At 66.0% G+C, this 21,811-nt stretch carries 15 protein-coding genes; 6 read left to right on the top strand and 9 right to left on the bottom strand.

The window, feature by feature from the left end; genetic code table 11:
• Nucleotides 1-67 precede the first annotated feature (67 nt).
• Nucleotides 68-2,536 carry a tetratricopeptide repeat protein gene (locus tag ACN9MB_RS18340; RefSeq protein ID WP_426269818.1) on the top strand — a complete coding sequence of 823 codons (2,469 nt, stop codon included), beginning with the start codon at nucleotides 68-70 and terminating at the stop codon, nucleotides 2,534-2,536.
• A gap of 60 nt (nucleotides 2,537-2,596) precedes the next feature.
• On the opposite strand, the gene ACN9MB_RS18335 is transcribed toward ACN9MB_RS18340, so the two are convergent.
• Entirely contained in the window at nucleotides 2,597-3,010 is a 414-nt protein-coding gene (locus ACN9MB_RS18335; protein ID WP_426269817.1) for a DoxX family protein, read from the bottom strand.
• Nucleotides 3,011-3,153: 143 nt separating this feature from the next.
• The gene (locus ACN9MB_RS18330) at nucleotides 3,154-3,966 is read right to left on the bottom strand and encodes an SDR family NAD(P)-dependent oxidoreductase (RefSeq protein WP_426269816.1); all 813 of its coding nucleotides are present in this window, start codon (nucleotides 3,964-3,966) and stop codon (nucleotides 3,154-3,156) included.
• 202 nt (nucleotides 3,967-4,168) lie between these two features.
• On the opposite strand from ACN9MB_RS18330, the gene ACN9MB_RS18325 reads away from it, so the two are divergent.
• Nucleotides 4,169-4,780, top strand: coding sequence for a hypothetical protein (locus tag ACN9MB_RS18325; RefSeq protein WP_426269815.1), 612 nt, complete (start codon nucleotides 4,169-4,171; stop codon nucleotides 4,778-4,780).
• A 283-nt stretch (nucleotides 4,781-5,063) separates the two neighbouring features.
• On the opposite strand, the gene ACN9MB_RS18320 is transcribed toward ACN9MB_RS18325, so the two are convergent.
• Genes ACN9MB_RS18320 through ACN9MB_RS18305 form a run of 4 tightly spaced genes read right to left on the bottom strand, consistent with a single transcriptional unit; the run spans nucleotide 5,064 to nucleotide 10,060 of the window.
• A complete protein-coding gene (locus tag ACN9MB_RS18320) occupies nucleotides 5,064-6,275 on the bottom strand; it encodes an AGE family epimerase/isomerase (RefSeq protein ID WP_426269814.1) in 1,212 nt (403 codons plus the stop codon).
• Entirely contained in the window at nucleotides 6,272-7,249 is a 978-nt protein-coding gene (locus tag ACN9MB_RS18315) for a carbohydrate kinase family protein (protein WP_426269813.1), read from the bottom strand. The genes ACN9MB_RS18320 and ACN9MB_RS18315 overlap by 4 nt, the downstream gene beginning before the upstream one ends.
• Before the next feature lie 14 nt (nucleotides 7,250-7,263).
• Nucleotides 7,264-8,967, bottom strand: a complete 1,704-nt coding sequence (locus ACN9MB_RS18310; protein WP_426269812.1) for a sugar MFS transporter — start codon at nucleotides 8,965-8,967, stop codon at nucleotides 7,264-7,266.
• Nucleotides 8,968-9,010: 43 nt separating this feature from the next.
• Nucleotides 9,011-10,060: a LacI family DNA-binding transcriptional regulator gene (locus ACN9MB_RS18305; RefSeq protein WP_204637086.1), complete on the bottom strand. Its 1,050-nt coding sequence runs from the start codon at nucleotides 10,058-10,060 to the stop codon at nucleotides 9,011-9,013.
• Between the two features lie 157 nt (nucleotides 10,061-10,217).
• Here ACN9MB_RS18305 and ACN9MB_RS18300 point away from each other — a divergent pair, with 157 nt between their 5' ends.
• From ACN9MB_RS18300 to ACN9MB_RS18285, 4 genes are all read left to right on the top strand, one after another.
• Nucleotides 10,218-12,620: a GH92 family glycosyl hydrolase gene (locus ACN9MB_RS18300; RefSeq protein ID WP_204637085.1), complete on the top strand. Its 2,403-nt coding sequence runs from the start codon at nucleotides 10,218-10,220 to the stop codon at nucleotides 12,618-12,620.
• Nucleotides 12,621-12,706: 86 nt separating this feature from the next.
• Entirely contained in the window at nucleotides 12,707-14,503 is a 1,797-nt protein-coding gene (locus ACN9MB_RS18295; RefSeq protein WP_204637380.1) for a sensor histidine kinase, read from the top strand.
• Nucleotides 14,500-14,946, top strand: a complete 447-nt coding sequence (locus tag ACN9MB_RS18290) for a response regulator (protein ID WP_204637084.1) — start codon at nucleotides 14,500-14,502, stop codon at nucleotides 14,944-14,946. Before ACN9MB_RS18295 ends, ACN9MB_RS18290 begins: the two co-directional genes overlap by 4 nt.
• A 67-nt stretch (nucleotides 14,947-15,013) precedes the next feature.
• Nucleotides 15,014-16,567, top strand: coding sequence for a response regulator (locus tag ACN9MB_RS18285; protein WP_426269811.1), 1,554 nt, complete (start codon nucleotides 15,014-15,016; stop codon nucleotides 16,565-16,567).
• 986 nt (nucleotides 16,568-17,553) lie between these two features.
• Here the strand turns inward: ACN9MB_RS18285 and ACN9MB_RS18280 are convergent.
• The 3 genes from ACN9MB_RS18280 to ACN9MB_RS18270 all read right to left on the bottom strand — a co-directional run bounded on the left by ACN9MB_RS18280 (nucleotide 17,554) and on the right by ACN9MB_RS18270 (nucleotide 21,796).
• Nucleotides 17,554-18,960 carry a sigma-54-dependent transcriptional regulator gene (locus ACN9MB_RS18280; RefSeq protein WP_204637082.1) on the bottom strand — a complete coding sequence of 469 codons (1,407 nt, stop codon included), beginning with the start codon at nucleotides 18,958-18,960 and terminating at the stop codon, nucleotides 17,554-17,556.
• A 77-nt stretch (nucleotides 18,961-19,037) separates the two neighbouring features.
• On the bottom strand, nucleotides 19,038-20,105 hold the full coding sequence (locus ACN9MB_RS18275; protein ID WP_426269810.1) for an alpha/beta hydrolase: 1,068 nt from the start codon (nucleotides 20,103-20,105) through the stop codon (nucleotides 19,038-19,040).
• A complete protein-coding gene (locus ACN9MB_RS18270; RefSeq protein ID WP_426269809.1) occupies nucleotides 20,102-21,796 on the bottom strand; it encodes a trehalase family glycosidase in 1,695 nt (564 codons plus the stop codon). Before ACN9MB_RS18270 ends, ACN9MB_RS18275 begins: the two co-directional genes overlap by 4 nt.
• Nucleotides 21,797-21,811: the final 15 nt, after the last annotated feature.

Here is a 21,811-nt window from a genome sequence, read left to right as displayed (position 1 = left end):
AGCCGGTGGAAAACAGTGCCCCAGGAAAGGTGCGCAGAACTCAAACCGTAGGCGGGGAGACGAAGGGATGGCGCGTTCCAAGAGGAGCCACGGCAAGCGCTCTGGCAAGACGGCGTCCGCGCGCCCGACGCCGCCCGTGGTGGCACCTTCCGGGCAAGGGCAAGGTCGGCTCTGGTGGATGCCGCTGGGCCTGGGCGTGCTGGTGCTCGTGCTGCTGGGCCTCTGGTGGCTGCGCGTGCCGTCGCCCGGCGTGGCGACCACGCCCGTGGCATCGGTGGCCACCGTCCCCACGCCTGCAGCGGCTGCGCTGCCAGCGGCGCATTACGTGGGTGCACAAGCCTGCGCCTCCTGCCATGCGAAGGAAACGCAGGCCTGGCAGACCTCGCATCACGCACTCGCCATGCAAGTGGCGGACGACAAGACCGTGGCGGGGCGGTTCGACGGCAACACCTTGAAGCAGGACAGTGCCACGGCCAGCTTCGTCAAGCGCGACAACCGCTACTTCGTGAAGACCGACGGGCCGGACGGCAAGCCCGGCGAATTCGAAGTGAAGTACAGCTTCGGCGTCTACCCGCTGCAGCAATACCTGGTGGCGTTTCCCGATGGCCGCCTGCAGGCGCTGCGCACCGCCTGGGATGCGCGCCCCGCGACGGCAGGCGGGCAGCGCTGGTTCAATCTCTATCCTGGCGAACACATCGATGCGCACGACACGCTGCACTGGACGCGCCTGAACCAGAACTGGAACTACATGTGCGCGGACTGCCATTCCACCAACGTGCAGCGCAACTACGACCTCACCAGCAACACCTTCAAGACCAGTTGGAACGAGATCAACGTGGCGTGCGAAGCCTGCCATGGTCCCGGTTCGCGCCACCTCGAATGGTCGAAGGCCAGCGAAGCGATGAAAAAGACCGATCCCTCGATGGGCCTGGGCATCGCGCTGGACGAACGCAAGGGCGTGCACTGGATTGCCAACCCGGTGTCCGGCAATCCCGCACGCAGCGCGCCATTGGCGACGCACCGCGAAGTGGAAACCTGCGCGGTCTGCCATTCGCGGCGCAGCATCATCGCCAAGGACACCGCGCCCACGGGCCGCCTGATGGATACGCACGATCCGGTGCTGCTCACGGAAGGCCGCTATCACGCGGACGGACAGCAACTGGACGAGGTCTACGTGTATGCCTCGTTCCTGCAGAGCCGCATGTACGCCAAGGGCGTCACCTGCAGCGACTGCCACGATCCGCACACCGGCAAGACGCGGGCGCAGGGCAACGCGTTGTGCGAGAGCTGCCATACGCCGGCCGTGTACGACACGGCGGCCCACCATATGCACAAGCAAGATAGCGCGGGTTCGCAATGCGTGGCCTGCCACATGCCGTCGAAGAACTACATGGTGATCAACGCCCGCCCGGATCATTCCATCCGCGTGCCGCGCCCCGATCTCACCGTGCAGTACGGCGTGCCCAATGCGTGCGCCCAGTGCCACGCGGACAAGGGCGCGCAGTGGGCCGCCGACGCCATCGCCAAGGCACATGGTCCCGAACGCAAGGGCTATCAGCACTTCGTCGACGCACTGGATGCCGCGCGGCGTGGCAAGCCTGGCGCGGCCTCGCTGTTGACCCGCTTGGCCGCCGACGCGAGCTCGCCGACGATTGCGCGCGCCACGGCGGTCGACGAACTGCGCCACTACGCGAGCCTGGACGCCGTGCCCACCCTACAGGCCGCGCTGGGCGACGCCGATCCGCTGATGCGCGAGGCCGCACTGGATGCGTTGCTCGCCTTCCTGCCGGAAGTGCGGGGGCCGATGGCGGCGGCACTGGCGGACGATCCGGTGCTCGCCGTTCGGGTCAAGGCCGGGCGTGTGCTGGCCGGCGTGCCGGATGCACCGCTCGATGCCGGCCAACGCGCCGCACGCGATCGCGCCTTCGCCGTTTACCGGCAAGCGCAGGCCGCGATAGCCGAGCGGCCGGAGTCGCATTTCGACCTGGGGCTGGTTTATGTCGAACGCGGCGATACTGCCGCTGCGGAGCAGGCATTCCGTCAGGCCCTGAAGCTGCAACCGGATTTCGTGCCGGCCTATGTGAATCTCTCCGACATGTTTCGCGCCGCGGGGCGCGAGGACGAAGCGGTCAAGGTCATCGACGAAGGCCTGGCGCTCGTGCCCGAGAACGCCAGCTTGCTGCACGCGAAGGGGCTTGCGCTGGTCCGACAGAACCAGCCGCAGCAGGCGCTGTCCTGGCTGGAGCGCGCGCATCGCGCCGATCCCGCCAATCCGCGTTTCGCCTATGCGTACGGGGTGGCGCTGAACTCGGCCGGCAAGGGCGAGCAGGCGCGCAAGCTGTGGGAGGAAAGCCTGCGTGCGTCGCCATACGATCCGTCGTTGCTGTTCGCGCTGGCAGGCGCGGAGCGCGATGCCGGCAACGCGGACAAGGCGCGCGGTTACGCCGAGCGACTGGTGGCCGTGGCCCCGCGTTCGCGCGAAGCGCACGAGTTGCTGAAAAGCCTGGGCGGCGGCGATGCGCCCAGCTTCCATTGAGCGGAGCGTGCCCGGCCTGACGCGAGTCGTCGCGTCAGGCGCCAGCGGCCAGCGGACCGCCTATCGCTTGTCCAGCGAGTACCTGCCCGGACCGGCGACGCACAACAGCAGCAGTCCGCCGCTGATGCTCACGTTCTTGTAGAAATTGATCATCGTGCCGATGCGCTCGGGATCGACCATATGCCAGAACTGGTGCCCGATCACCGCCGCGGCCAGGGTGTAGAAACCCAGCAACAAGGCCAGCGGGCGCGTATAGAAGCCCACCACGATGGACAGGCCCACGACGAACTCCAGGAACACCGCGACAGATGCGACGACCGTTGGCATCGGAACACCGACCGAGCCCATATAGGCCACGGTCGCCGAAAAGCCGGTGACCTTGAACCAGCCGAAGATCACGAACAGAACCATCAGCAAGAGGCGGGCAAGGAGAAGCAAACCGTCCCTGCTGCCTGCCAATAACGTATATCGCATGGTCGTTCTCCCATGGTTCTACGCAAGCGTGACGCTGTGCAAGGCGCGCGAGTGATGCTCCGCGTGGATCGCGCCGCCGGGGCGGCGCGGTCGGCCCCACTATATGCCAGCGCGCACCGGATGGCGCAGCTGGCCTTCGCATTTCAGGCGTCTTCGGGAATGTCGCTCTTGTAGCGGTCGGCGGCCACGTTGCGCGAGAGCTCCGGTGCCATGCGGCGTCGTGCTTCGTCGAAGCGGTTCCATTCCTCGATATCCGGCAGCGAGGGAATGGTGATCACTTCGCCCTGGTCGTAACCGGAGAGCGCGGCATCCACCATTTCGTCCACTTCCATGATCATCTGCGCGGGAATCGCATCGAGCCCGCCGATCTGGTCCCAGATCTCGGTGCGCGTGACGCCCGGCAACACGCATTGCACGCGCAGGCCATGCTTGGCCACTTGCTTGTGCAGCGCGAGGGTATAGGTCAGCACATAGCTCTTGCTGGCGGCATAGGCGCCGCCGAACAGCTCCGGCGCAATCGCCAGCGCCGAAGCGATATTGATGATGCTGCCGTGACCGCGCGCCAGCAGTCGCGGCAGCAACGCGGCAACCAGCCGCGACGGTGCGGTGACGTTGAGTTCGATCATGCCCTGTACGACCTCGGGCGAGGCCTGCGCCAGCACCGACCCGCCACCCACCCCTGCGTTGTTCACCAGGATGCCGATGCTGTCGTCGTCGCGCAGGCGCTGCTCGACCTTGGCCCGTTCGGTCGACGAGGTAAGGTCCGCCGCCAGCACATCGGCTTTTACGCGATATTCACGCTCAAGACGCGCAGCCAGTTCCTGCAACCTGGCTGCATTGCGCGCTACCAGCACCAGCGGGTGGCCGCGTTGGGCGAAGCGATCGGCATAGGTGGCGCCGATGCCGCTGGATGCGCCGGTGATGAGGACGGTGTCGAGCGGTTCTGCGACGGACATGCGTGTCTCCGGCAAGGGCGCGAGGCGAGCGCCACGCGGATGCCCGCAAGCTTGCGCCTGCGTCGCTGCGCTGTCACGCCCCGGGCCTGGGTAGAAGTACGTAGCCCGGCCGAGTGGTTTTACGCTCGTGACGCGCCACATCCTGGACGAACATGACGGGTGCCGCGTGACCTGGGCGATCGACACTCAGAGGAGACCCGCCATGAAGCATTTCCAACGTTCCACCGGCTGCCTGATCACCGCAGCCATCGCGCTGTCGACACCGCTTTTCGCATGGGCGCAGCAGACCGAGGCGCCCGTCAATTCCACCGTGCATGAGCTGGGGCGGGAAGACCGCACGATCACCGCGACCGTCGTGTCGGTGGACCAGGCCACGCGCATGGTGACGTTGAAGGGACCCAAGGGAAAGGAAGTGACCGTCCAGGCCGGCCCCGAAGTGCAGAACCTCGACAAGGTGCAAGCCGGCGACCAGGTGACCGCGCATTACCAGTCGGCGGTGGCGGTGCAGGTGATGCCGGCCGACAGCGCCCAGGCCGGTGTGGACTACCAGGCGGGCCAGGCCACCGCGCCCAAGGGCAGCGAGCCGGGCATGAAGGCCGGGCAGACGGTCACGGTGACCAGCAAGCTGTCCGCGGTGGATCTGAAGAACCACACGGTGACGCTCACCGGACCCGACGGCAAGGAGCGCACCATCGAGGTGAAGAACCCGGAGCGCCAGGCGCAGCTGTCCAAGCTCAAGGTGGGCGACATGGTGGTCGCGACCTATGTGGAGGCGCTGGCGGTGACGGTGACGCCGAAGGCGAAAGCGAAGTAAATGGATGGGAGAGGGGCGTTATGCCCTCTCTTTATTTCGCGATGCACTTCACTTCTCCCTCTCCCCGCTGGGGAGAGGGTCGGGGCATTGCCACCTTTACGGTGGTGAGGGGCGGGTGCTCGCGGGAACGTGTGGGTCTTCTTTTGTGGGAGCGCACTTGTGCGCGACAAGCCAACGGAGCGATACCTCCCGGTGTGGCTTGTCGCGCACAAGTGCGCTCCCACAGTAGCCCTGCAACTTTGGCTACGGACTACCTTTCACCAACAAACCCAACCAGGATTCCCTACGGAACCCCACCGTCGCGCACCATCGCCATCACCTCATAGCACGCGCCCATGGTGTGATAGTCGGTCTTGCCGGCAGGACTCTTCTCGTCGTCGTACTTGCGATTGTCACGGGTCAGGATGCGATACCACGCACCGTACTTGTGGTCGACGAAATGCTTCCACGAATAGGCCCACAGCTTCTCGTACCACGCATCGTATTCGGCCAGGCCGGTACGGGCGTGCAGCAGCGCGGCGGCGGCGAGCGATTCGGCCTGCACCCAGAAATACTTGTCGTCGTCGCAGACCTTGCCGTCGGGTGCGAAACCGTAGGCCATGCCGCCGAACTCGTTGTCCCACGAATTGGCCAGCGCGGTGTCGAACAGGTGCTTGGCGGTGGGCGCCAGCCACTCCACTTCTCGCCCGCGCTCCAGCAGCAACGGCTCCATGATCAGCAGCAGCTTGGCCCATTCGGTTTGATGGCCGGGCTGGAAGCCCCACGGGCGGAACAGGTGCTTGGGGTTGTCGAGGTTGTACTTCCAGTCGACGTTCCAGTTCACGTCGTAGTGTTCCCACACCAGGCCATCGGCCTTGGCGGCCTGGCGGCGCGTCATGTTGTCCGCCAGCTGCAGCGCGCGTTCCAGGTAGCGCGGTTCGTCGCTGGCCTGGTAGGCGGCGAGCATCGCCTCGCACATGTGCATGTTCGCGTTCTGGCCGCGATAGTCGGTGAACTGCCACTGGTCGTTCGCCTCGTCGCGGTACAGGCCCGCCTCGGCATCCCAGTAACGCTGCTCGAGCAGTTCCCAGGTCTCGTCCATCCACGCTTCGGCCTCGTGCACGCCGGCCTTCTTCGCGGTCGAGTAGGCGAGCAGCACGAAGGCGACGCCGTACGCGTGGTACATGGTGTCTTCGGGCTTGCCGTCGCGGATCGTCCACGCATAGCCGCCGGTGGCAGGATTGCGGTGCACCTCGCGCAGGTAGCGCAGGCCGTGATGGACGGCATCGAGGTACTCGGCGTTGCCGAACTCGTTGTACGCCATCGCGTAGTTGAAGACGAAACGCGTGCTGCTCACCAGGTGACGGTGGCTGCGATCGTAGATCGTGCCGTCGTCCTTGTAGTAATGAAAAAAGCCGCCGGCCGGATCGATCGCGTGCGGGTGGTAGAACGCCATGGTCTGCGCAATGTGTTCGCGCAGGAACGCCTCGCTGCGGAAATCGGGCGTGGTGGTCATGCGTAGGTCTCCATGAAACTCAGCACTTCGGCTTCGTCGGGAATGGCCGAGAACGAACCCTGGCGCGTCACGGTGAGCGCGCCACAGGCCGCTGCGAAGCGCAGGGCTGCATGCAGGCGGGGCAGTTCGGTGATCAGGTGATCGATGCGGTCGTCGGTGTGTTCGAGCATGGCCAGCTGATAGAGCAGGCCGCCGACGAACGCGTCGCCCGCGGCCGTGGTATCCACCGCAGGCACGGCGTACACCGGCAGCTCGCCTTCCACGTCGGGATGGAACCAGCGCAGCGCCTTCGCACCGTCGGTGATGATGACCAGGCGCGTGCGGCCTTCCCACAGCTTTTCCAGCGCGGCTTCTTCGCCATCGACGGCGAGCCAGGCGAATTCCTCCGCGCTGAGCTTCACCACGTCGGCCAGATGCAGCGCCGGCCACAGCAGCGGTCGCGGTTCCACCTGGCGCGGCCACAGGGCAGGGCGCAGGTTGAGATCGAAGCTCACCAGCGCGCCGGCCGCGTGCGCGCGACGCATGCCGTCGCGGGTGGTTTCCGCCAGCGCGGCATCGGTCATGCTGTTGGAGCAGACGTGGAAGACGGCCGTGCCCTCGAAACTTTCCGCATGGAAATGTTCGGGACGGAACAGCAGGTCGGCCGACGGTGGACGATAGAAGCTGAAGCTGCGTTCGCCGCTGGCATCCAGCGACACGAACGCGAGCGCGGTGTTCGCTTCATCGGTGCGCGCCACGCCGTTCGTATTCACGCCGACACGCTTGAGGCTGTCGAGCAGGAAGTCGCCGAACATGTCCTTGCCGAGCATGCCGGCAAAGGCGGCATCGCCGCCCAGGCGTGCCACGGCCACGGCCACATTGGCCGGCGCGCCGCCCGCGTAGGGCACGAAGCTGCGCGGAAAGCCGGCTTCGTCGCCGCCTTCGCTGTGAAAGTCGATCAGTGCTTCGCCGAAGCAGAGGATAGTGCGTGACATCAACGGGAAACTCGTCAGTGGGGAGCGGGCGTGACGGGGTCGCGAACCAGCGAGCCGCGCAGACCGTAGAACACGATGTAGCCGTAGCAGAGCAACGGCAGGATAAAGGCGTGCTGGATGCCCATATGGTCGGCCAGCAGGCCCTGCGCCAGCGGCAACAGCGCGCCGCCGACGATGGCCATGATCAGCAGGCTCGAGGCCTTGCCGGTGAGCGGACCCATGCGTTCGATGCCGAGCGCAAAGATGGTCGGGAACATGATCGAATTGAACAGGCCGATGGCGATCACGCTGACCATCGCCACGTCGCCGTGGGTGAGCATGGTGGTGAGCACCAGCAGGCCGGCCACGCCCGCGAACGCAGCGAGCAGCTTGCGCGGGTTGATGTAGACCAGCAGCGCCGAACCGGCCAGGCGGCCGACCATGGCGCCGCCCCAGTACAGCGACACATAGTGCGCCGCCTGCTGCTCGCTCATGTGGCCGATCTCAGGCAGCGACAGGTAGTTCACCAGGAAGCTGCCGATCGACACTTCCGCGCCGACGTAGAAGAAGATCGCCAGCACGCCGAACAACACGTGGCTGTGGCGCAGCGCGTCCATCAAGGTGTGGTGCGTGGTGTCGGCCGCTTCGGTCGACTCGGTCAGCGGCGGCAGGCGGAACAGCCACACCACCACGGCGAGGATGAGCAATGCGCAACCCAAGCCGAGGTACGGCTTCTGCACCAGCTCGGCCTGCTGCTGGCGATAACCGGTCAATTGCTGCGACGTGGCCGGAGCCAGGTCTGCACGCACCTTGGCCAGCTGAGCGGCATCGTCGGCATTGAGATGCGAGGAGGCGAGCTTGTCCAGCGCAGTGGCCAGATTGGCCGCCGGCAACGCGGCCAGTTGCTGCTGCGACAGCGAGGCCAGCGTGGCCAGCAAGGGTGCACCCGAGAGCTTGTCCAGCGCGTGCGGCAGCTGGTCCGCGGGAAGGCGCGCGATACCCGCGGCCACGTCGCTGGCGGGGAGACGGTCAAGCGCGCCGGCGGCGGCATCGTTCAATGCGGCCACCAGGCGTTCCGGCGGTGCCTGGCGAATCGCGTCGACGGCCTGCGCGGGCGGCGCATCGTTGAGCGTCTGCACCAGTTGCACGGTTTCCGGCGCCTTGCGTACGGCATCGGGCACGCTGAAAGCCACGGCGGAAAGAATCAGCAGACCGCCGAACCAGGGGCCCAGCGTCGTACCCAGCGAGTTCATCGCCTGCGCCAGCGTGAGGCGGCTGGAGCTGGTGCGTTCCGGGCCGAGCAGCGCCACGTACGCATTCGCCGCCACCTGCAGCACGGTAATGCCGGTGGCCAGCACGAACAGCGCGGCAAGGAAGGCCGGGTAGGCATGCGACCACGCCGCCGGCCAGAAACCGAACGCGCCTACCGCGGCAATCGCCAGTCCCGCCACGATGCCCTTCTTGTAACCGAGCGCCGCGACCAGCCGTCCTGCCGGCAGCGACATCAGGAAATACGCGCCGAAGAAGGTGAACTGCACCAGCATCGCCTGCGCGTAGTTCAACTCGAACACGGTCTTCAGATGCGGGATCAGGATGTCGTTGAGGACGGTCAGGAAACCCCACATGAAGAAGATCGTGGTGGTGACCGCCATCGCCATCGGGTAATCGGTGTAGCGCGTGGAGCCGGAGGCCGACGACGACGATGTCGCCGACTGAGTGGGAGGTGCTGCAAAGGCCATGCGGAATCCGTGGGTCAGGAAACGTGGATCAAGGACATATGGATCAGAGAGGGGGACAACTGCTTTCGCGCACGACCAGTTCCACCGGCGCGATGATGGTGCCCGAGGGCGCCTGCGGATCGCGCAGGCGGGCGAGTAGCATCTCCGCCGCCTGGCGCCCGCGTGCGCGGGGAGCGGTGGACAGCGTGGTGAGCGAAGGCATGCTCATGGAGGCTTCTGAAATATCGTCGAAGCCGGTGATGGCGAAATCGCGCCCTGCCTGTCGTCCATGTTGGTGCAGGCCCAGCATCAGGCCCAGCGCCACCGCGTCGTTGTAGCAAACGGCGGCGGTGGGCGCGCTGCCCTTGCCTTCGAACAACTCACCCGCGGCCCGCGCGGCATCGATGCGTGTCGGCGTGCTCTGCACGCGCCACTGCGCTTCTACCGGAAGGCCGGCCGCCTGCATCGCCTGCGCATAGCCGGCATGGCGTTCGCGGGTGGAGCTGGCATGGTCGTGCCCGCCGAAGAAGGCGATATGGCGATGACCCTGCTTGATCAGGTGTTCGGTGGCCTGGCGGGCGCCGCGCTCGTTGTCGAGCATCAGCCGGTCCCAGTGCGCGTATTCCGGTAGCTCGCCGCCCAGCTCGCGGTTGAACAGCACCACCGGCGTGTGGGTGCCCACCGCGGCGAGCACCTTGCGGGCTTCGCTGTCTTCGGCAGGCGAAAGGATGATGCCGCCCGGTCCGTGCTCGATCAGCGAGCCGAGCACGGCGTGCTCGCGCTCGGCCGAGTCGCCGGAGCTGCCCAGCAGCGTCACGAAGCCGGCCGTGCCCAGGGTTTCGTCCACGCCCGCAGCGAATTCGGCGAAGAACGGGTTCGCCAATTCGTTGATGACCAAGGCCACGCTCGACGACGTACGCCGGCGTAGGTTGGCCGCGGCCCGGTTGTAGACGTATCCCTGGCGCCGCAGTTCTTCCTCGACCCGTGCCCGGGTAACCTTATTGACGAGGGGACTGCCACGCAGCACCAGCGAAACCGTGGCGCGAGACACACCGCAGCCGGCTGCGATGTCGTTGAGTGTGATCTTTCTACCGACCGGGGTCTGGCTTTCCATCGCAGGCCTGGGTTGATTGGAACGATCCAAAGGTACCTGCGTCCGCCCGCGAACGGAACCGATTTCGATGGCGCGACGCAGCATGCAACGATGCCTGCAGAGATGTTAGCTTCAGGCGAAATTAGAACGATTCAAATCTACTCGTTCGGGGAATTCTATGCGTTCTTTGCGTTTCCGTGCATGGCTGCCCAGTTTGTTGGCCGCCGCGGTCTCTTTTTGCCTGGCTGCACCGGCTCCCGTGAGGGCGGCCGAGGGGCATTCGGTCGATGTGGACCCCCGCATCGGCACGGGCGGCGACGGCCATACCTTCCCCGGCGCCACGGTGCCGTTCGGCATGATCCAGCTGTCGCCGGATACGGCCATGCCGGACTTCAAGCACGCCTACAAGTGGGCCGCCGGCTACCAGTACGGCGACGGCAGCCTGCTGGGCTTCTCGCATACGCATTTCTCCGGCTCCGGCCATTCGGACCTGGGCGACGTGCTGGTGATGCCGATTGCCGGCGACGTGCGCCTGGAGCAGGGCGACCCGGCCAAGCCCGGCAGCGGCTACCGCTCGCGCTTCAGCCACGACAGCGAGGTGGTGCAGGCCGGCTACTACGCCGTGACGCTGAGCGACTACAACGTCCGCGCCGAGCTGACCGCCGGTCGCCGTATCGGTTGGCATCGCTATACCTTCCCGGCGGGCAAGCCGGCACACCTGTTGCTTGACCTGCGCCCGAGCATCTACGACTACGAGGGCAAGGTGCTGTGGGCCAGCCTGCGCGTGCGCGAAGACGGCACCGTCACCGGCTGCCGCACCACGCGGGGCTGGGCACCGGGCCGCGAGCTGTGCTTCGCCATGCGTTTCTCGCAGCCGATGGCGTCGCGCACGCTCTACAACCGCGAAACCGACATCCTCTACAAGGGCTTCAAGGGCCCGGGCTATCAGCCGGAAGACCATGACGCACAAGGCGGCCGCGCGCTCGAAGGCGTGTTCGACTTCGGCATGCTCAAGCAGCCGCTGGGCGTGAAGGTGGCCATTTCCTCGGTAAGCGAAGCCAACGCCATCGCCAACCTCGATGCCGAGGGCCAGGGCTGGGACTTCGATGCGCGCCGCGCCGAAGCCCGCGGCCAGTGGGACAAGGCGCTCGCCGCCATCGATGTGGAAGGCAGCAAGGATCAGCGCGTCGGCTTCTATACCTCGCTCTATCACGCGTTGCTGTCGCCCACCCTCAGCATGGACGTGAACGGCCAGTTCCGCGGCCCGGATGGCGCCGTGCACGAGGCCGTCGACAAGAACGGCAAGTTCGAATTCCACTCCACCTGGTCGCTGTGGGACGTGTACCGCGCACAGCAGCCGCTGATGGCGTTGTTGATGCCCGAGCGCAGCAGCCACTTCATCCGCTCGCTGATTGCCTCGCGTGAAACCAGCCCGTTCGGGATCCTGCCGGTATGGGCGTACCAGGGCCTGGAGACCTGGTGCATGATCGGTTACCACGCCGTGCCGGTGATCGCCGATGCCTACGTGAAGGGCGTGCGCGGCTTCGACGCCGACGCCGCGCTGAAGGCGATGGTGGCCAGTGCGACGTATGCGCCGTATGGCGACCTGGGCGATTACATGAAGCTCGGCTACGTGCCGATCGACAAGGAACCCGAAGCCGCATCCAAGACGCTCGAATACGCCTACGACGACTGGTCGCTGGCGCAGATGGCCAAGGCGATGGGCCGCAAGGACATCGCTGCGACCTTCGACAAGCGTGCCGGCAACTGGCGCAATGCGTACGACCCGAAGACCGGCTTCATGCGCGCACGCAAGACCGATGGCAGCTTCCGCGAACCGTTCAACCCCGATGCGGCCGGCTACGGCAGCGACTACACCGAAGGCAACGCGTGGCAGTACTCCTGGTACGTGCCGCAGGACGTCGCCGCGTTGATCAAGGCGATGGGCGGCGACGACAAGTTCGTCAGCAAGCTCGACAGCGTGTTCGAGGCCAAGGTCGACAAGTCGCACTTCGCCAACGTCGAGGACATCACCGGCCTGATCGGCTGGTACGCGCACGGCAACGAGCCCAGCCATCACCTGGCCTATCTCTACGACTACGCGGGCGCGCCGTGGCAGACCCAGAAGCGCCTCAAGCAGATCATGGACAGCCAGTACGCCAACCGTCCGGACGGCCTGGCCGGCAACGACGACCTCGGCCAGATGTCGGCCTGGTACATCTTCTCGGCGCTGGGTTTCTATCCGGTGACGCCGGCCAGCGACGAGTACGCCATCGGCCGCCCGTTCGTGGGGCGTGCCACCCTGCATCTGCCGGGCGGCAAGACCTTCACCGTCACGGCCGATCCGCTGGATGACGCCCACCCGTATGTCGGTTCGGTGACGCTCAACGGCAAGCCGCTGGAGCGGGTGTTCCTGCGTCACGGCGAAATCGTTGCCGGCGGCGAGCTGCACTTCACCATGCAGGCCGAGCCGAACCGGGCCTGGGGACAAGCCGCAAACGCCCGCCCAGCCTCGATGAGCGTGTCTACGACCAAGGTCTCGGCTAGTTCGGACAAAAAGTCAGGGAAAACGCCGCTTTAAGAGGTGGCGTTAGCTGGGGTGATTCTGCAACCATGCCTGACATGTTGCGCTCATCCTGGAAACTGGCGTCGACGTTACGGCCGGCCATGAAGGACCGCGTCGCCCTGCGCTGGCGCCTGGGCGGTCTGCTGGCGGCTGTGCTGGTGATCGTGGCCTTGCCCTACGTGGTGACGCGCAGCGGTGCCAGTGAAGCCATTCAGGCCAATGAGCGAGTCACCCACTCCAGTGAGGTGAAATCGCTTACCTACCGTATCGCTTATGTCACCAGGGACAGCGAGGCGGCCATCTACCGCCTGCTCCACGGCGATGCGGATGCGACGGTGCGCATGCGCGCCGAACGGGCCGCGCACGAAACGCCTGGCCTGCTGCAACAGCTGCGCGACATGACGCGAGACAGTCCGGACCAGCAGGCGCTGATCGGCTCGCTCAGTTCCACCGTCAGCGGACGTCTCGCGCTGAGCGGGCAGGCCATCATGCGGCACGATCACGGCGATGACGCCGGCGCATCGGATGCGATGCGCGACTCCGGCACCTTGTTCAAGATGGACGATCTGATCGACGGGATCGTGCGCAACGAGAACGGCACGCTGCTCAATCGCCGCGATGCGGCCAACCGCGAATCGTTCAACAGCGAACTGGCGCTGACCATCACGGCGATTGCGCAGGTGCTGTTGCTGACCATCGTGGTGATCGTGTCCGAGCGGCAGATCAGCCGCCGCCTGCGTGCCGAAGTGCGCGAAGGCCAGGCCGTGCAGCGTTCGCAGCTGATCGTGCAGGCCGTGCGCGAACCCATCGCGCTGCTCGACTCCACCCTGGGCACCCTGTTGGTCAATGCGGCCTTTGGCGAACTGTATGGATTGCCGCCCGATTTCCGGCAATCGCTGCCGCTGACCGAGATCGGTGACGGCGCCTGGAGCGACGGCGCGCTGCTGCAACGCTTGAACGACGTGCTGCTGCTGGATCGCGAGCTGTGGGATTACGAACTCATCCAGCGCACCGTCGATGGCGTTGACCGTCACGTGGTGATCAATGCCCGCCGCCTGGAGCAGGACAACGGCGGCGATCCGGTCTTGCTGCTCACCCTCAGCGACGTCACCGCCCGCGCGCTGGTCGAGCAGCAGGTGAAGGAGCTCAACCGCCAGCTCGAAGGCAAGATCGAGCAGGTATCGGATGTGAACCGCGAGCTGGAAGCCTTCAGCTATTCGGTGTCGCACGATCTGCGTGCACCGCTGCGCCACATCAGCGGATTCGCCGGCAAGCTGCAGCAGCACCTGGGCGAGGGCGCGGACGAACGTTCGCGCCACTACATCGAAGTGATCAACGACGCGGCCAGGCGCATGGCGCTGCTGATCGAAGACCTGCTGGTGTTCTCGCGCCTGGGTCGCGGCGCCCTGCGCCTGCAGCCGGTGGACATGCAGTCGCTCGCGGACGAGGCGCGCGCGCTGGCCGAAACCGATGCGCACGGCCGCCACATCGTATGGTCGATCGCGCCGCTGCCGATCGTCATCGGCGACGAGAACATGCTGCGCACGGTGTGGCAGAACCTGATGGGCAACGCGGTGAAATACACCGGCAAATGCGAAGTGGCGCGCATCGACGTGGACGTGCAGCGCCACCGCGACGGCAGCTACGAATTCGTGGTGAGCGACAACGGCGCCGGTTTCGACATGCAATACGCGGGTAAACTGTTCGGCGTGTTCCAGCGCTTGCATCGTGCCTCGGAATTCCCGGGCAACGGCATCGGCCTGGCCAACGTGCGTCGCATCGTGACGCGACACGGCGGACGTGTGTGGGCCGACGCCCAGCCCGGGCAGGGCGCGCGTTTCCACTTCACCCTGCCGTCCTCGGACCTCGCAGAAAGCTTCGCGCAGAGGCGCCCATGAACCATCGAGACCTGCGTACCATCCTGCTCGTCGAGGACAGTCTCGCCGACGCTGAAATGGCCCTGGATGCGCTGGCCGGTGCCCACCTGGCCAACCCGGTGGTGCATGTCGAAGACGGCGTGGACTGCCTGGACTACCTTTATTGCCGCGGCGAATGGGCCGGGCGCGAACCGGTCGATCCGGCCGTGGTGCTGCTGGACATCAAGATGCCGCGCATGAGCGGCCTCGAAGTGCTCACGCAGTTGCGTGCCGACGACCGCTTCCGCCGCGTGCCGGTGGTGATCCTGTCGTCGTCGCGGGAAGAGAGCGATCTGGCGCGCAGCTGGGACATCGGCGCGAATGCGTACGTGATCAAGCCGGTCGACGTCGACCAGTTTTTCGAAGCGGTACGAACCCTGGGGCAGTTCTGGGCAGTCCTCAACCAAGGGCCTGACCATAGCTGAGCGCAACGAAATGGCAACGGTTAGCGGCACGACGGAGTAGTTGAAAGTGGACAGGCAGCAGTGGGCGTTGCCCCGAATCCGTGTACTGCAGATCGAGGATAGCCAGCTCGATGCGGAGCTCGTGTTGTCCGAACTGGACGCCGATCACATCGAATACGACGTGACCCTGGTGGATGCCGAGCGCGAATACCTCGCGGCGCTCAACGAATTCCAGCCGGACATCGTGTTGTCCGACCTGAGCATGCCGGGGTTCTCGGGCCAGCGCGCGCTGGACATCCTGCGCGAACGCGACCAGGACCTGCCTTTCATTTTCGTCTCCGCCACGCTGGGCGAAGAAGCCGCCATCGAAGCGCTGCGCAATGGCGCCACCGATTACATCCTCAAGCAAAATCCCGCACGACTCGCCTCCGCCGTTCGCCGCGCCATGCGCGAGGCGGAAGCGCAGCGCGCGCGGCGACGCGCCGAAACCGAACTGATCCGCGCGCAGCGCTTCGAGAGCCTGGCCATGCTGGCCGGTGGCCTCAGCCACGACTTGCGCAACCTGCTGCAACCGTTGCTGCTCGCCGGCGACAGCCTGCAGGACTACCAGGAAGATCCCCGGCTGGCGCGCCTGGGCCGGCTGGTGCGCGATTGCGGTAAGCGCGGCCTGGACATGGTGCAGTCCATGCTGTCCTTCGCCCGTGGCGCGCGCCGTGCCGAGCAGGTGCGCGTGAGCGCGCTGCTCGAGGCACTCGGGTTGCTGCTGCAAGGCAGTGTGCCGCGCAATGTGACGCTCGAGCTGGACGACTGCGATCCCGAACTGAGCTTCGACGGCAATCACACCGAGCTGCAGCAATGCCTGCTCAACCTCAGCCTCAACGCGCTGCAGGCGATGCCCGAGGGCGGCAAGCTGCGCATCGGCACCTCGCTCGCCGCGCTGCCGGAACATTTCTTCCAGCCCGGCGAGGAACGCCGCGAAGGCAATTACGTCTGCCTTACCGTGACCGATACCGGCACCGGCATGGACGAGGCGGCGTTGCGGCATCTGTTCGAACCGTTCTACACCACCAAGGAGAGCGGCACGGGCCTGGGACTGGTGTCGTGCAAACGCATCATCACCGCACACGGCGGTGTGATGCGCGTGGAAAGCGCGCCCGGCGAGGGCACGAGCTTCCACATGCACATCCCGCTGATGCAGCAGCCTGCCGATGTGGAAGAGCAGGAGACGGCGAACCTGCAGGGCGAAGCCGAACGCGTGCTGGTGGTGGTGGAAGAGGCCGGTCAACTCTCGCTGCTGGTCGATACGCTCGACTCGTGGGGCTACCAGGCCCACGCGAGCCAGAGCGGTACCGCGGCGTTGCAGTGGCTGGAGGCGCAGGGTGTGCCGGATCTGGTGGTGCTGGATGCGGACATGAACCTGTTCACCGGCGTGCGCACCTTGGCGGCCTTGTTCGACCACGGTTATCGCGGCGCGGTGCTTTTGCTCGCGCGGCCGGATGCGCCGCCGGATATGGACGAGTTGCCGGTGATGGAGCATCTGTATCTGATCGACAAGCCGATCTCGACGTTGCGGTTGTTGAAGACGGTGAGGGAGGCGTTGGAGGCGAGTGCGGCGGGGGCGGGGCCGCCGGCGCCGATGTGAGGTAGCGCGTGCTCTTGCTCCCTCTCCCCTCCGGGGAGAGGGTTGGGGTGAGGGGCGGGTGCTCGCGGGAACGTTCCCTAGCTTGTCATCCCGGCGCAGGCCGGGATCCAGAGCCTCAGTGTTTAGTTGTCGCGATACGGCGACCTGGCTCGCCTGCCGCGGGCTTCCGTCCTCCTGCCGGCGACGCAAAGCTAGTCCCCTTTTCGGGAAGGCCGGGTCACTTTCTCTTGCTTGCCCAAGAGAAAGTAACCAAAGAGAAGGGCCCCCCGGATGACGCGCCTTCCGGGCCTAGCGGCCCTCCAGGTGCGCGGGTGGGTTGCGGGGTTTTTCGACAGGGCATCCTGCCCTGGCGAAAAACTGGCCGGCATCCATGCCGGCCACCCTGCGGGCTGATCCTCCACCCACCCGCCGCGTCATACGGGGACCCCTGAGAGCCAAGAGCCGAAGCCAAGAGCCAAGAGCCAAGAGCCAAGAGCCAAGAGCCAAGAGCCAAGAGCCAAGAGCCAAGAGCCAAGAGCCAAGAGCCAAGAGCCAAGAGCCAAGAGCCAAGAGCCAAGAGCCAAGAGCCAGGAGCCAGGAGCCAGGAGCCAGGAGCTAAGAGCGAGAGCTGCAGGGCTACTGTGGGAGCGCACCCTGTGCGCGACAAACCTACGGAGCGATACATCCCAGCGTGGCTGTCGCGCACAGAGTGCGCTCCCACAGAAAGCACGCGGGTTTCCGCGAGCACCCGCCCCTCTCCCCGGAGCGGAGAGGGAGAAGCGAGTTGCAATGGGCTGCCGAACTATTGTGGGAGCGCACTTGTGCGCGACAAGCCGACGGAGCGGTACATCCGGCGTGGCCAGTCGCGCACAAGTGCGCTGCCACAGGAAAGCGTGCACGAACGGAGGTGGGCAGAGGCGGATGCGAAGCGAGACTCGGAATGACGATCCAAAAACAAAAAAGGCCGCAACAAGTGCGGCCTTCTCGTGTGCATCGACAAACCACCCTCAGTCGATACCCAGCTTCTTCAACTTGTAACGCAGCGCCCGGAACGTAATGCCCAGCTTCTTTGCTGCCGCCGTCTTGTTGTAGCGCGACTCCTCCAGCGCCTTGATGATCGCCGTGCGCTCAAGATTGCTGATGTAGTCGTCAAGGCCGCCATTGGCGGTCGGTGCCGCCGCTGCAACCGGCGTCGGTTCGGCGGCTGGTGTGCCAGTGGCAGCAGGTGCTGGCGCTTCGGCATGCGAGCGGGCGGAGCGTTGCGGCAGCATCAGGTCGCTGACGTCGATCTGGTCGCCGTCGCACATCGCCATGGCGCGTTCGAGGATGTTCTCCAGTTCGCGCACGTTGCCCGGGAAGTCGTAGCTGTCCAGCGCCTGTTGCGCGGCCGGCAGCAGGTGGCCCGGGGTGCCACCGCTCTTATTGGCGAGCTGGCGCAGCACGAAGTTGGAGAGTTGCGCCACATCGCCGCGGCGTTCGCGCAGCGGCGGTACGCGCAGTTCGATCACGTTGATGCGGTAGAACAAGTCCTGGCGGAACTGGCCTTGCTCCACCAGTGCGGCGAGGTTCTTGTGCGTGGCCGACAGAATGCGCACGTCGACCGGCACTTCCTCGCGCGCGCCGATCGGGCGCACGGCCTTTTCCTGGATCGCGCGCAGCAGTTTCACCTGCATGTGCAGCGGCAGCTCGGCCACTTCGTCAAGGAACAAGGTGCCGCCGTGGGCGGCCTGGAACAGGCCTTCCTTGTCGCCGACTGCTCCCGTGAAGCTGCCCTTGCGATGGCCAAAGAACTCGCTTTCCATCAGTTCGGACGGAATCGCGCCGCAGTTCACCGGCACGAACGGGCCGGTGGCGCGCGGGCCCTGCTCGTGGATCAGGCGGGCGACCAGTTCCTTGCCCACGCCCGATTCGCCGGCGATGTACACCGGCGCCTGGTTGCGCGCGAGCTTGCCGATGGTGGCGCGCACCTGCTGCATGGCCGCCGAGTCGCCGATCAGGCGTTCGTTGCCGTCGGGCTTGGCGGCGGCCTGGCCGCTGCGTTTTTCCTCGGCCAGTCGCAGTGCCGTGCGCACCAGGCGGCGCAGCATCTGGATGTCGACCGGCTTGGAAACGAAATCGAAGGCGCCCGCCTTGAGCGCGCTGACCGCCGCGTCCACGTTGCCGTAGGCGGTGATCATCGCCACCGGCGTGTCGGGATGTTCGGCGGAAATCAGCTCCACCACCTCATGGCCGTTGCCGTCGGGCAGGCGCATGTCGGTGAAGCAGAGGTCGTAGTGCCGTTCGGCGAGGGCGCGTCGGGCTTCGGTCACGGTGCCCACCGCATCCACCAGCAAATCCATGCGGCCGAGGGTGATGGTGAGAAGCTCGCGAATATCGCGTTCGTCGTCGATGACCAGAACGGTCTGTTGGCTCATGTCGTCACTGTTTGCTGTGGACACGGCTAGGATAACCGCCCCCCTCGCGGGGGGCAAAGACTCATCTGCGTGAATGTCTATCCGCGCGTCAAATGTTTGTCGAAGAATTTCACGATGGTCGCGTAGGCAGCCCTGGATTCAGGCATCTCCGGGTCGGAGAAGAAGGAGTGCCACATGCCCTCCCACACCTGCAGTTCGGTGGTCACGCCGGCCTGGCTGAGCAGGGTCTGGCTTCGGATGACGGCGCTCATGGCCGCATCGCGGGTGCCGGTAATCAGCAGGGTGGGCGGAAACTGGTGCAGCAACTCCGGCGAAAGTCCGGGAAAAACCAGCGGATCGTTGGCGCTGGCGCCCTTGAAGTAGGGCAGCTCGCCCAGCCGCAACGGGTGGTCCGGGACCGGGGCGCCGTTGAGCAGCGGGCCCACCATCACCGAATCGCCGGCCATATCCACCACCGACCCGCAGAAGGTGCCGATGGCGCCGGGTACGGGGAGCTTGTCGGTGATCAGTCGCGCCACGGCCTCGCCGGTGAGCACGCCGCCGGCCGAACAGCCGTAGATGCCGATGCTGCCGGGCTTGTACTGCTTGAGCAGGGCGCGATAGACCGCCTCCACGTCCTCGCTGGCGGCGGGAAAGACGTTCTCAGGCCCCTGCCGGTAGTCCACGCTGATCACCTTGATGCGGCCCAGGCTGGCGATCGGGATGGATTCCACCAGCGCGCCGCTGTGCGCGCCCCACAGGAAGGCGCCTCCGTGCAGGTTGATCAGCACGCGTCCCTGGTTCTCGGGTGCGATGCCCTGGGCGGGCTCGACGACATCCGCCGGCACGCCAGCGATGGTTTCGCGATGGGTCTTCACCGGGTAGAGCGCCATCAGGCGATGGGCGCGGTCGGTGTTCATGCGGTCGTAGAACGCGCGGCTTTGTTCGATCGGCGCGGTGATCGGCGGCGCCTTGCTGCCGGCGGCGAGCATCTTGGGAAAGAAGGCGCGCGCCTCCGGCGAGGCTTCCGAGGAGTACGGCAGGGTGATCTTGCCCACGTGCACGCTGCCGTCGGCGCTGATGGTGGGCTTGGCTTCCTGCGCGTGAAGCACGCCGCACGACATCACTGCGGCGAGCGCAAACCGAAGCGCGACGCCGCGCTTCACGGCGTCTTCTCCGTCTTGGCGGCGGGGGCGGCCTTCTTCGCCTTGACATCGAGCAACTCGTGCAGCTTCAGCCAGACGCCGTTGGTCCAGCCGAAGCCGACCACGTTCTCGCTGTAGCCGGCCATCACTTTCACGTCGGCGTTGCCGAGCACCATGTTGTATTTCTCGCGGATGGTGCCGTCGTCGGCCAGACCCTGGTCGACCGTGGCGGCGAACTTGCCGGCGAGGCGGCGCGCGTCGTCGTGGAAGCCGTAATCATCCAGACCCTTCACTGCCAGCCAGTTGGTGGGCGCCCAGCCGAACGGTTCGCCCCACTGCACGCCGGCCGCATGGTTGTCCATGCTCAGGCCGCCCTTGCGCTCGAACACCTTGAGCTTGCTGCGCAACGCCGCGGCCTGTTGCGGCGAAGCCATGCCGGCCCACAGCGGGTAATAGGTCGTCACGTACGGATACGGCGACGGCTTGCCGGCGATGAAGTCGTAGTCGAGATACATGCCGGCCTGCGCATTCCACAGGTACTTGTCCATCGCCGACTTGCGCGCCTCGGCGGCCTTGGCCCACTGGTCCGCCTCGCCGGCCTTGCCGAGTTGCAGGGCGAAATCGTGCAGGTCGCGTTCGTAGCGATAGAGCAGGCTGTTGAGGCTGGCGTCGGCATAGTGATGGGTGGAGCCGCCGAACGGGCCAAAGTGCGCGTTGGTGTCGAAGCCCGACTCGCGCATCGCGCGGTCGCCGTGGAAGTAGTCGGCGGTGAGGCGATAACCGTCCACCCACGCGCCTTCGCAGACTTTCGATGCGCGCACGTCGCAGCTGGCGTCCTTCAATTGCGCCGCTTCCGCATCGTTCGGATGCTCGGCGCCCTTGATCAGGTAACCCGGATCGTCCTTCGGATGCGAGCGCAGCCAGCGGATCACGCCCTTGTAGTACTCGCTGTCCTTCGCTTCCAGCACCGGGCCACTGCCCAGGTCGTAATAGCGCGACAGCCCCGTATCGCCCGCGCGATGTTCGGGCCGCGTCCAGATCTCGTAGTTGCGCACCGCCAGCGGATACGCCCTGGCCAGCCATTCGCGTCGCGCATCGGCATTGGCGAAGGCGGCCGGATCGTCCAGCACCGCCGCCATCATCGCGGTGAGGAAGGGCGGCTGCGAGCGGCTGAGGTAATACGTGCGGTTGGCGTTGAGCACGCCGCCGTAGTTCTCCACTTCGTACAGCGCGTTGTCGACCATGTCCTTGGCCAGGTCGAGGCGATGATCCGACACCAGCCCGATCTGGATGAAGTAGCTGTCCCAGCCGTACATCTCGTTGAAGAAACCACCCGGCACCACGTACGGATGCGGCAGGTAGAGCAGGCCTTGCTGCGGCAGCTTGGTCGCGTCGATGTCGCCCAGTTGTTCGACCTTCTTCGGCAGCGGACGCACGTCGACGCCGCAGCGCTTGCCGATCGCCGTCACGGCCTCCGGCACGGCCTGCCCGGCGGGAACGTAGAGCACCGGATGCCCGACCACCTTGGTGTCGACCAGCGCCGCGCAGTCTTCCTGCGAACGCGTGAGCGTGGTCCAGGCCTTGTCGATATAGGCGCGCGTCTTGGCCTGATCGGGCGTGCCCGCGGCGAACGCCGTGGTGGCGACGGCGCAGGACAGCGCGATGGCGATAAGGCGAGGGCGAAGCAACGATGTCTTGGCGTGGCGGGTCATATCGGCTCCCGGGTG

The sequence above is a fragment of the Dyella kyungheensis genome (assembly GCF_049913195.1).
GTDB lineage: Bacteria > Pseudomonadota > Gammaproteobacteria > Xanthomonadales > Rhodanobacteraceae > Dyella > Dyella kyungheensis.
Note: the sequence above shows the minus strand (reverse complement) of the source record. Positions and strands in the feature narration are given on the sequence as shown.

Coding starts and splice junctions, on each gene's coding strand:
- ACN9MB_RS18340 (WP_426269818.1), top strand. CDS start 68: ATGGCGCGTTCCAAGAGGAGCCACGGCAAGCGCTCTGGCAAGACGGCG.
- ACN9MB_RS18335 (WP_426269817.1), bottom strand. CDS start 3,010: ATGCGATATACGTTATTGGCAGGCAGCAGGGACGGTTTGCTTCTCCTT.
- ACN9MB_RS18330 (WP_426269816.1), bottom strand. CDS start 3,966: ATGTCCGTCGCAGAACCGCTCGACACCGTCCTCATCACCGGCGCATCC.
- ACN9MB_RS18325 (WP_426269815.1), top strand. CDS start 4,169: ATGAAGCATTTCCAACGTTCCACCGGCTGCCTGATCACCGCAGCCATC.
- ACN9MB_RS18320 (WP_426269814.1), bottom strand. CDS start 6,275: ATGACCACCACGCCCGATTTCCGCAGCGAGGCGTTCCTGCGCGAACAC.
- ACN9MB_RS18315 (WP_426269813.1), bottom strand. CDS start 7,249: ATGTCACGCACTATCCTCTGCTTCGGCGAAGCACTGATCGACTTTCAC.
- ACN9MB_RS18310 (WP_426269812.1), bottom strand. CDS start 8,967: ATGGCCTTTGCAGCACCTCCCACTCAGTCGGCGACATCGTCGTCGTCG.
- ACN9MB_RS18305 (WP_204637086.1), bottom strand. CDS start 10,060: ATGGAAAGCCAGACCCCGGTCGGTAGAAAGATCACACTCAACGACATC.
- ACN9MB_RS18300 (WP_204637085.1), top strand. CDS start 10,218: ATGCGTTCTTTGCGTTTCCGTGCATGGCTGCCCAGTTTGTTGGCCGCC.
- ACN9MB_RS18295 (WP_204637380.1), top strand. CDS start 12,707: ATGAAGGACCGCGTCGCCCTGCGCTGGCGCCTGGGCGGTCTGCTGGCG.
- ACN9MB_RS18290 (WP_204637084.1), top strand. CDS start 14,500: ATGAACCATCGAGACCTGCGTACCATCCTGCTCGTCGAGGACAGTCTC.
- ACN9MB_RS18280 (WP_204637082.1), bottom strand. CDS start 18,960: ATGAGCCAACAGACCGTTCTGGTCATCGACGACGAACGCGATATTCGC.
- ACN9MB_RS18270 (WP_426269809.1), bottom strand. CDS start 21,796: ATGACCCGCCACGCCAAGACATCGTTGCTTCGCCCTCGCCTTATCGCC.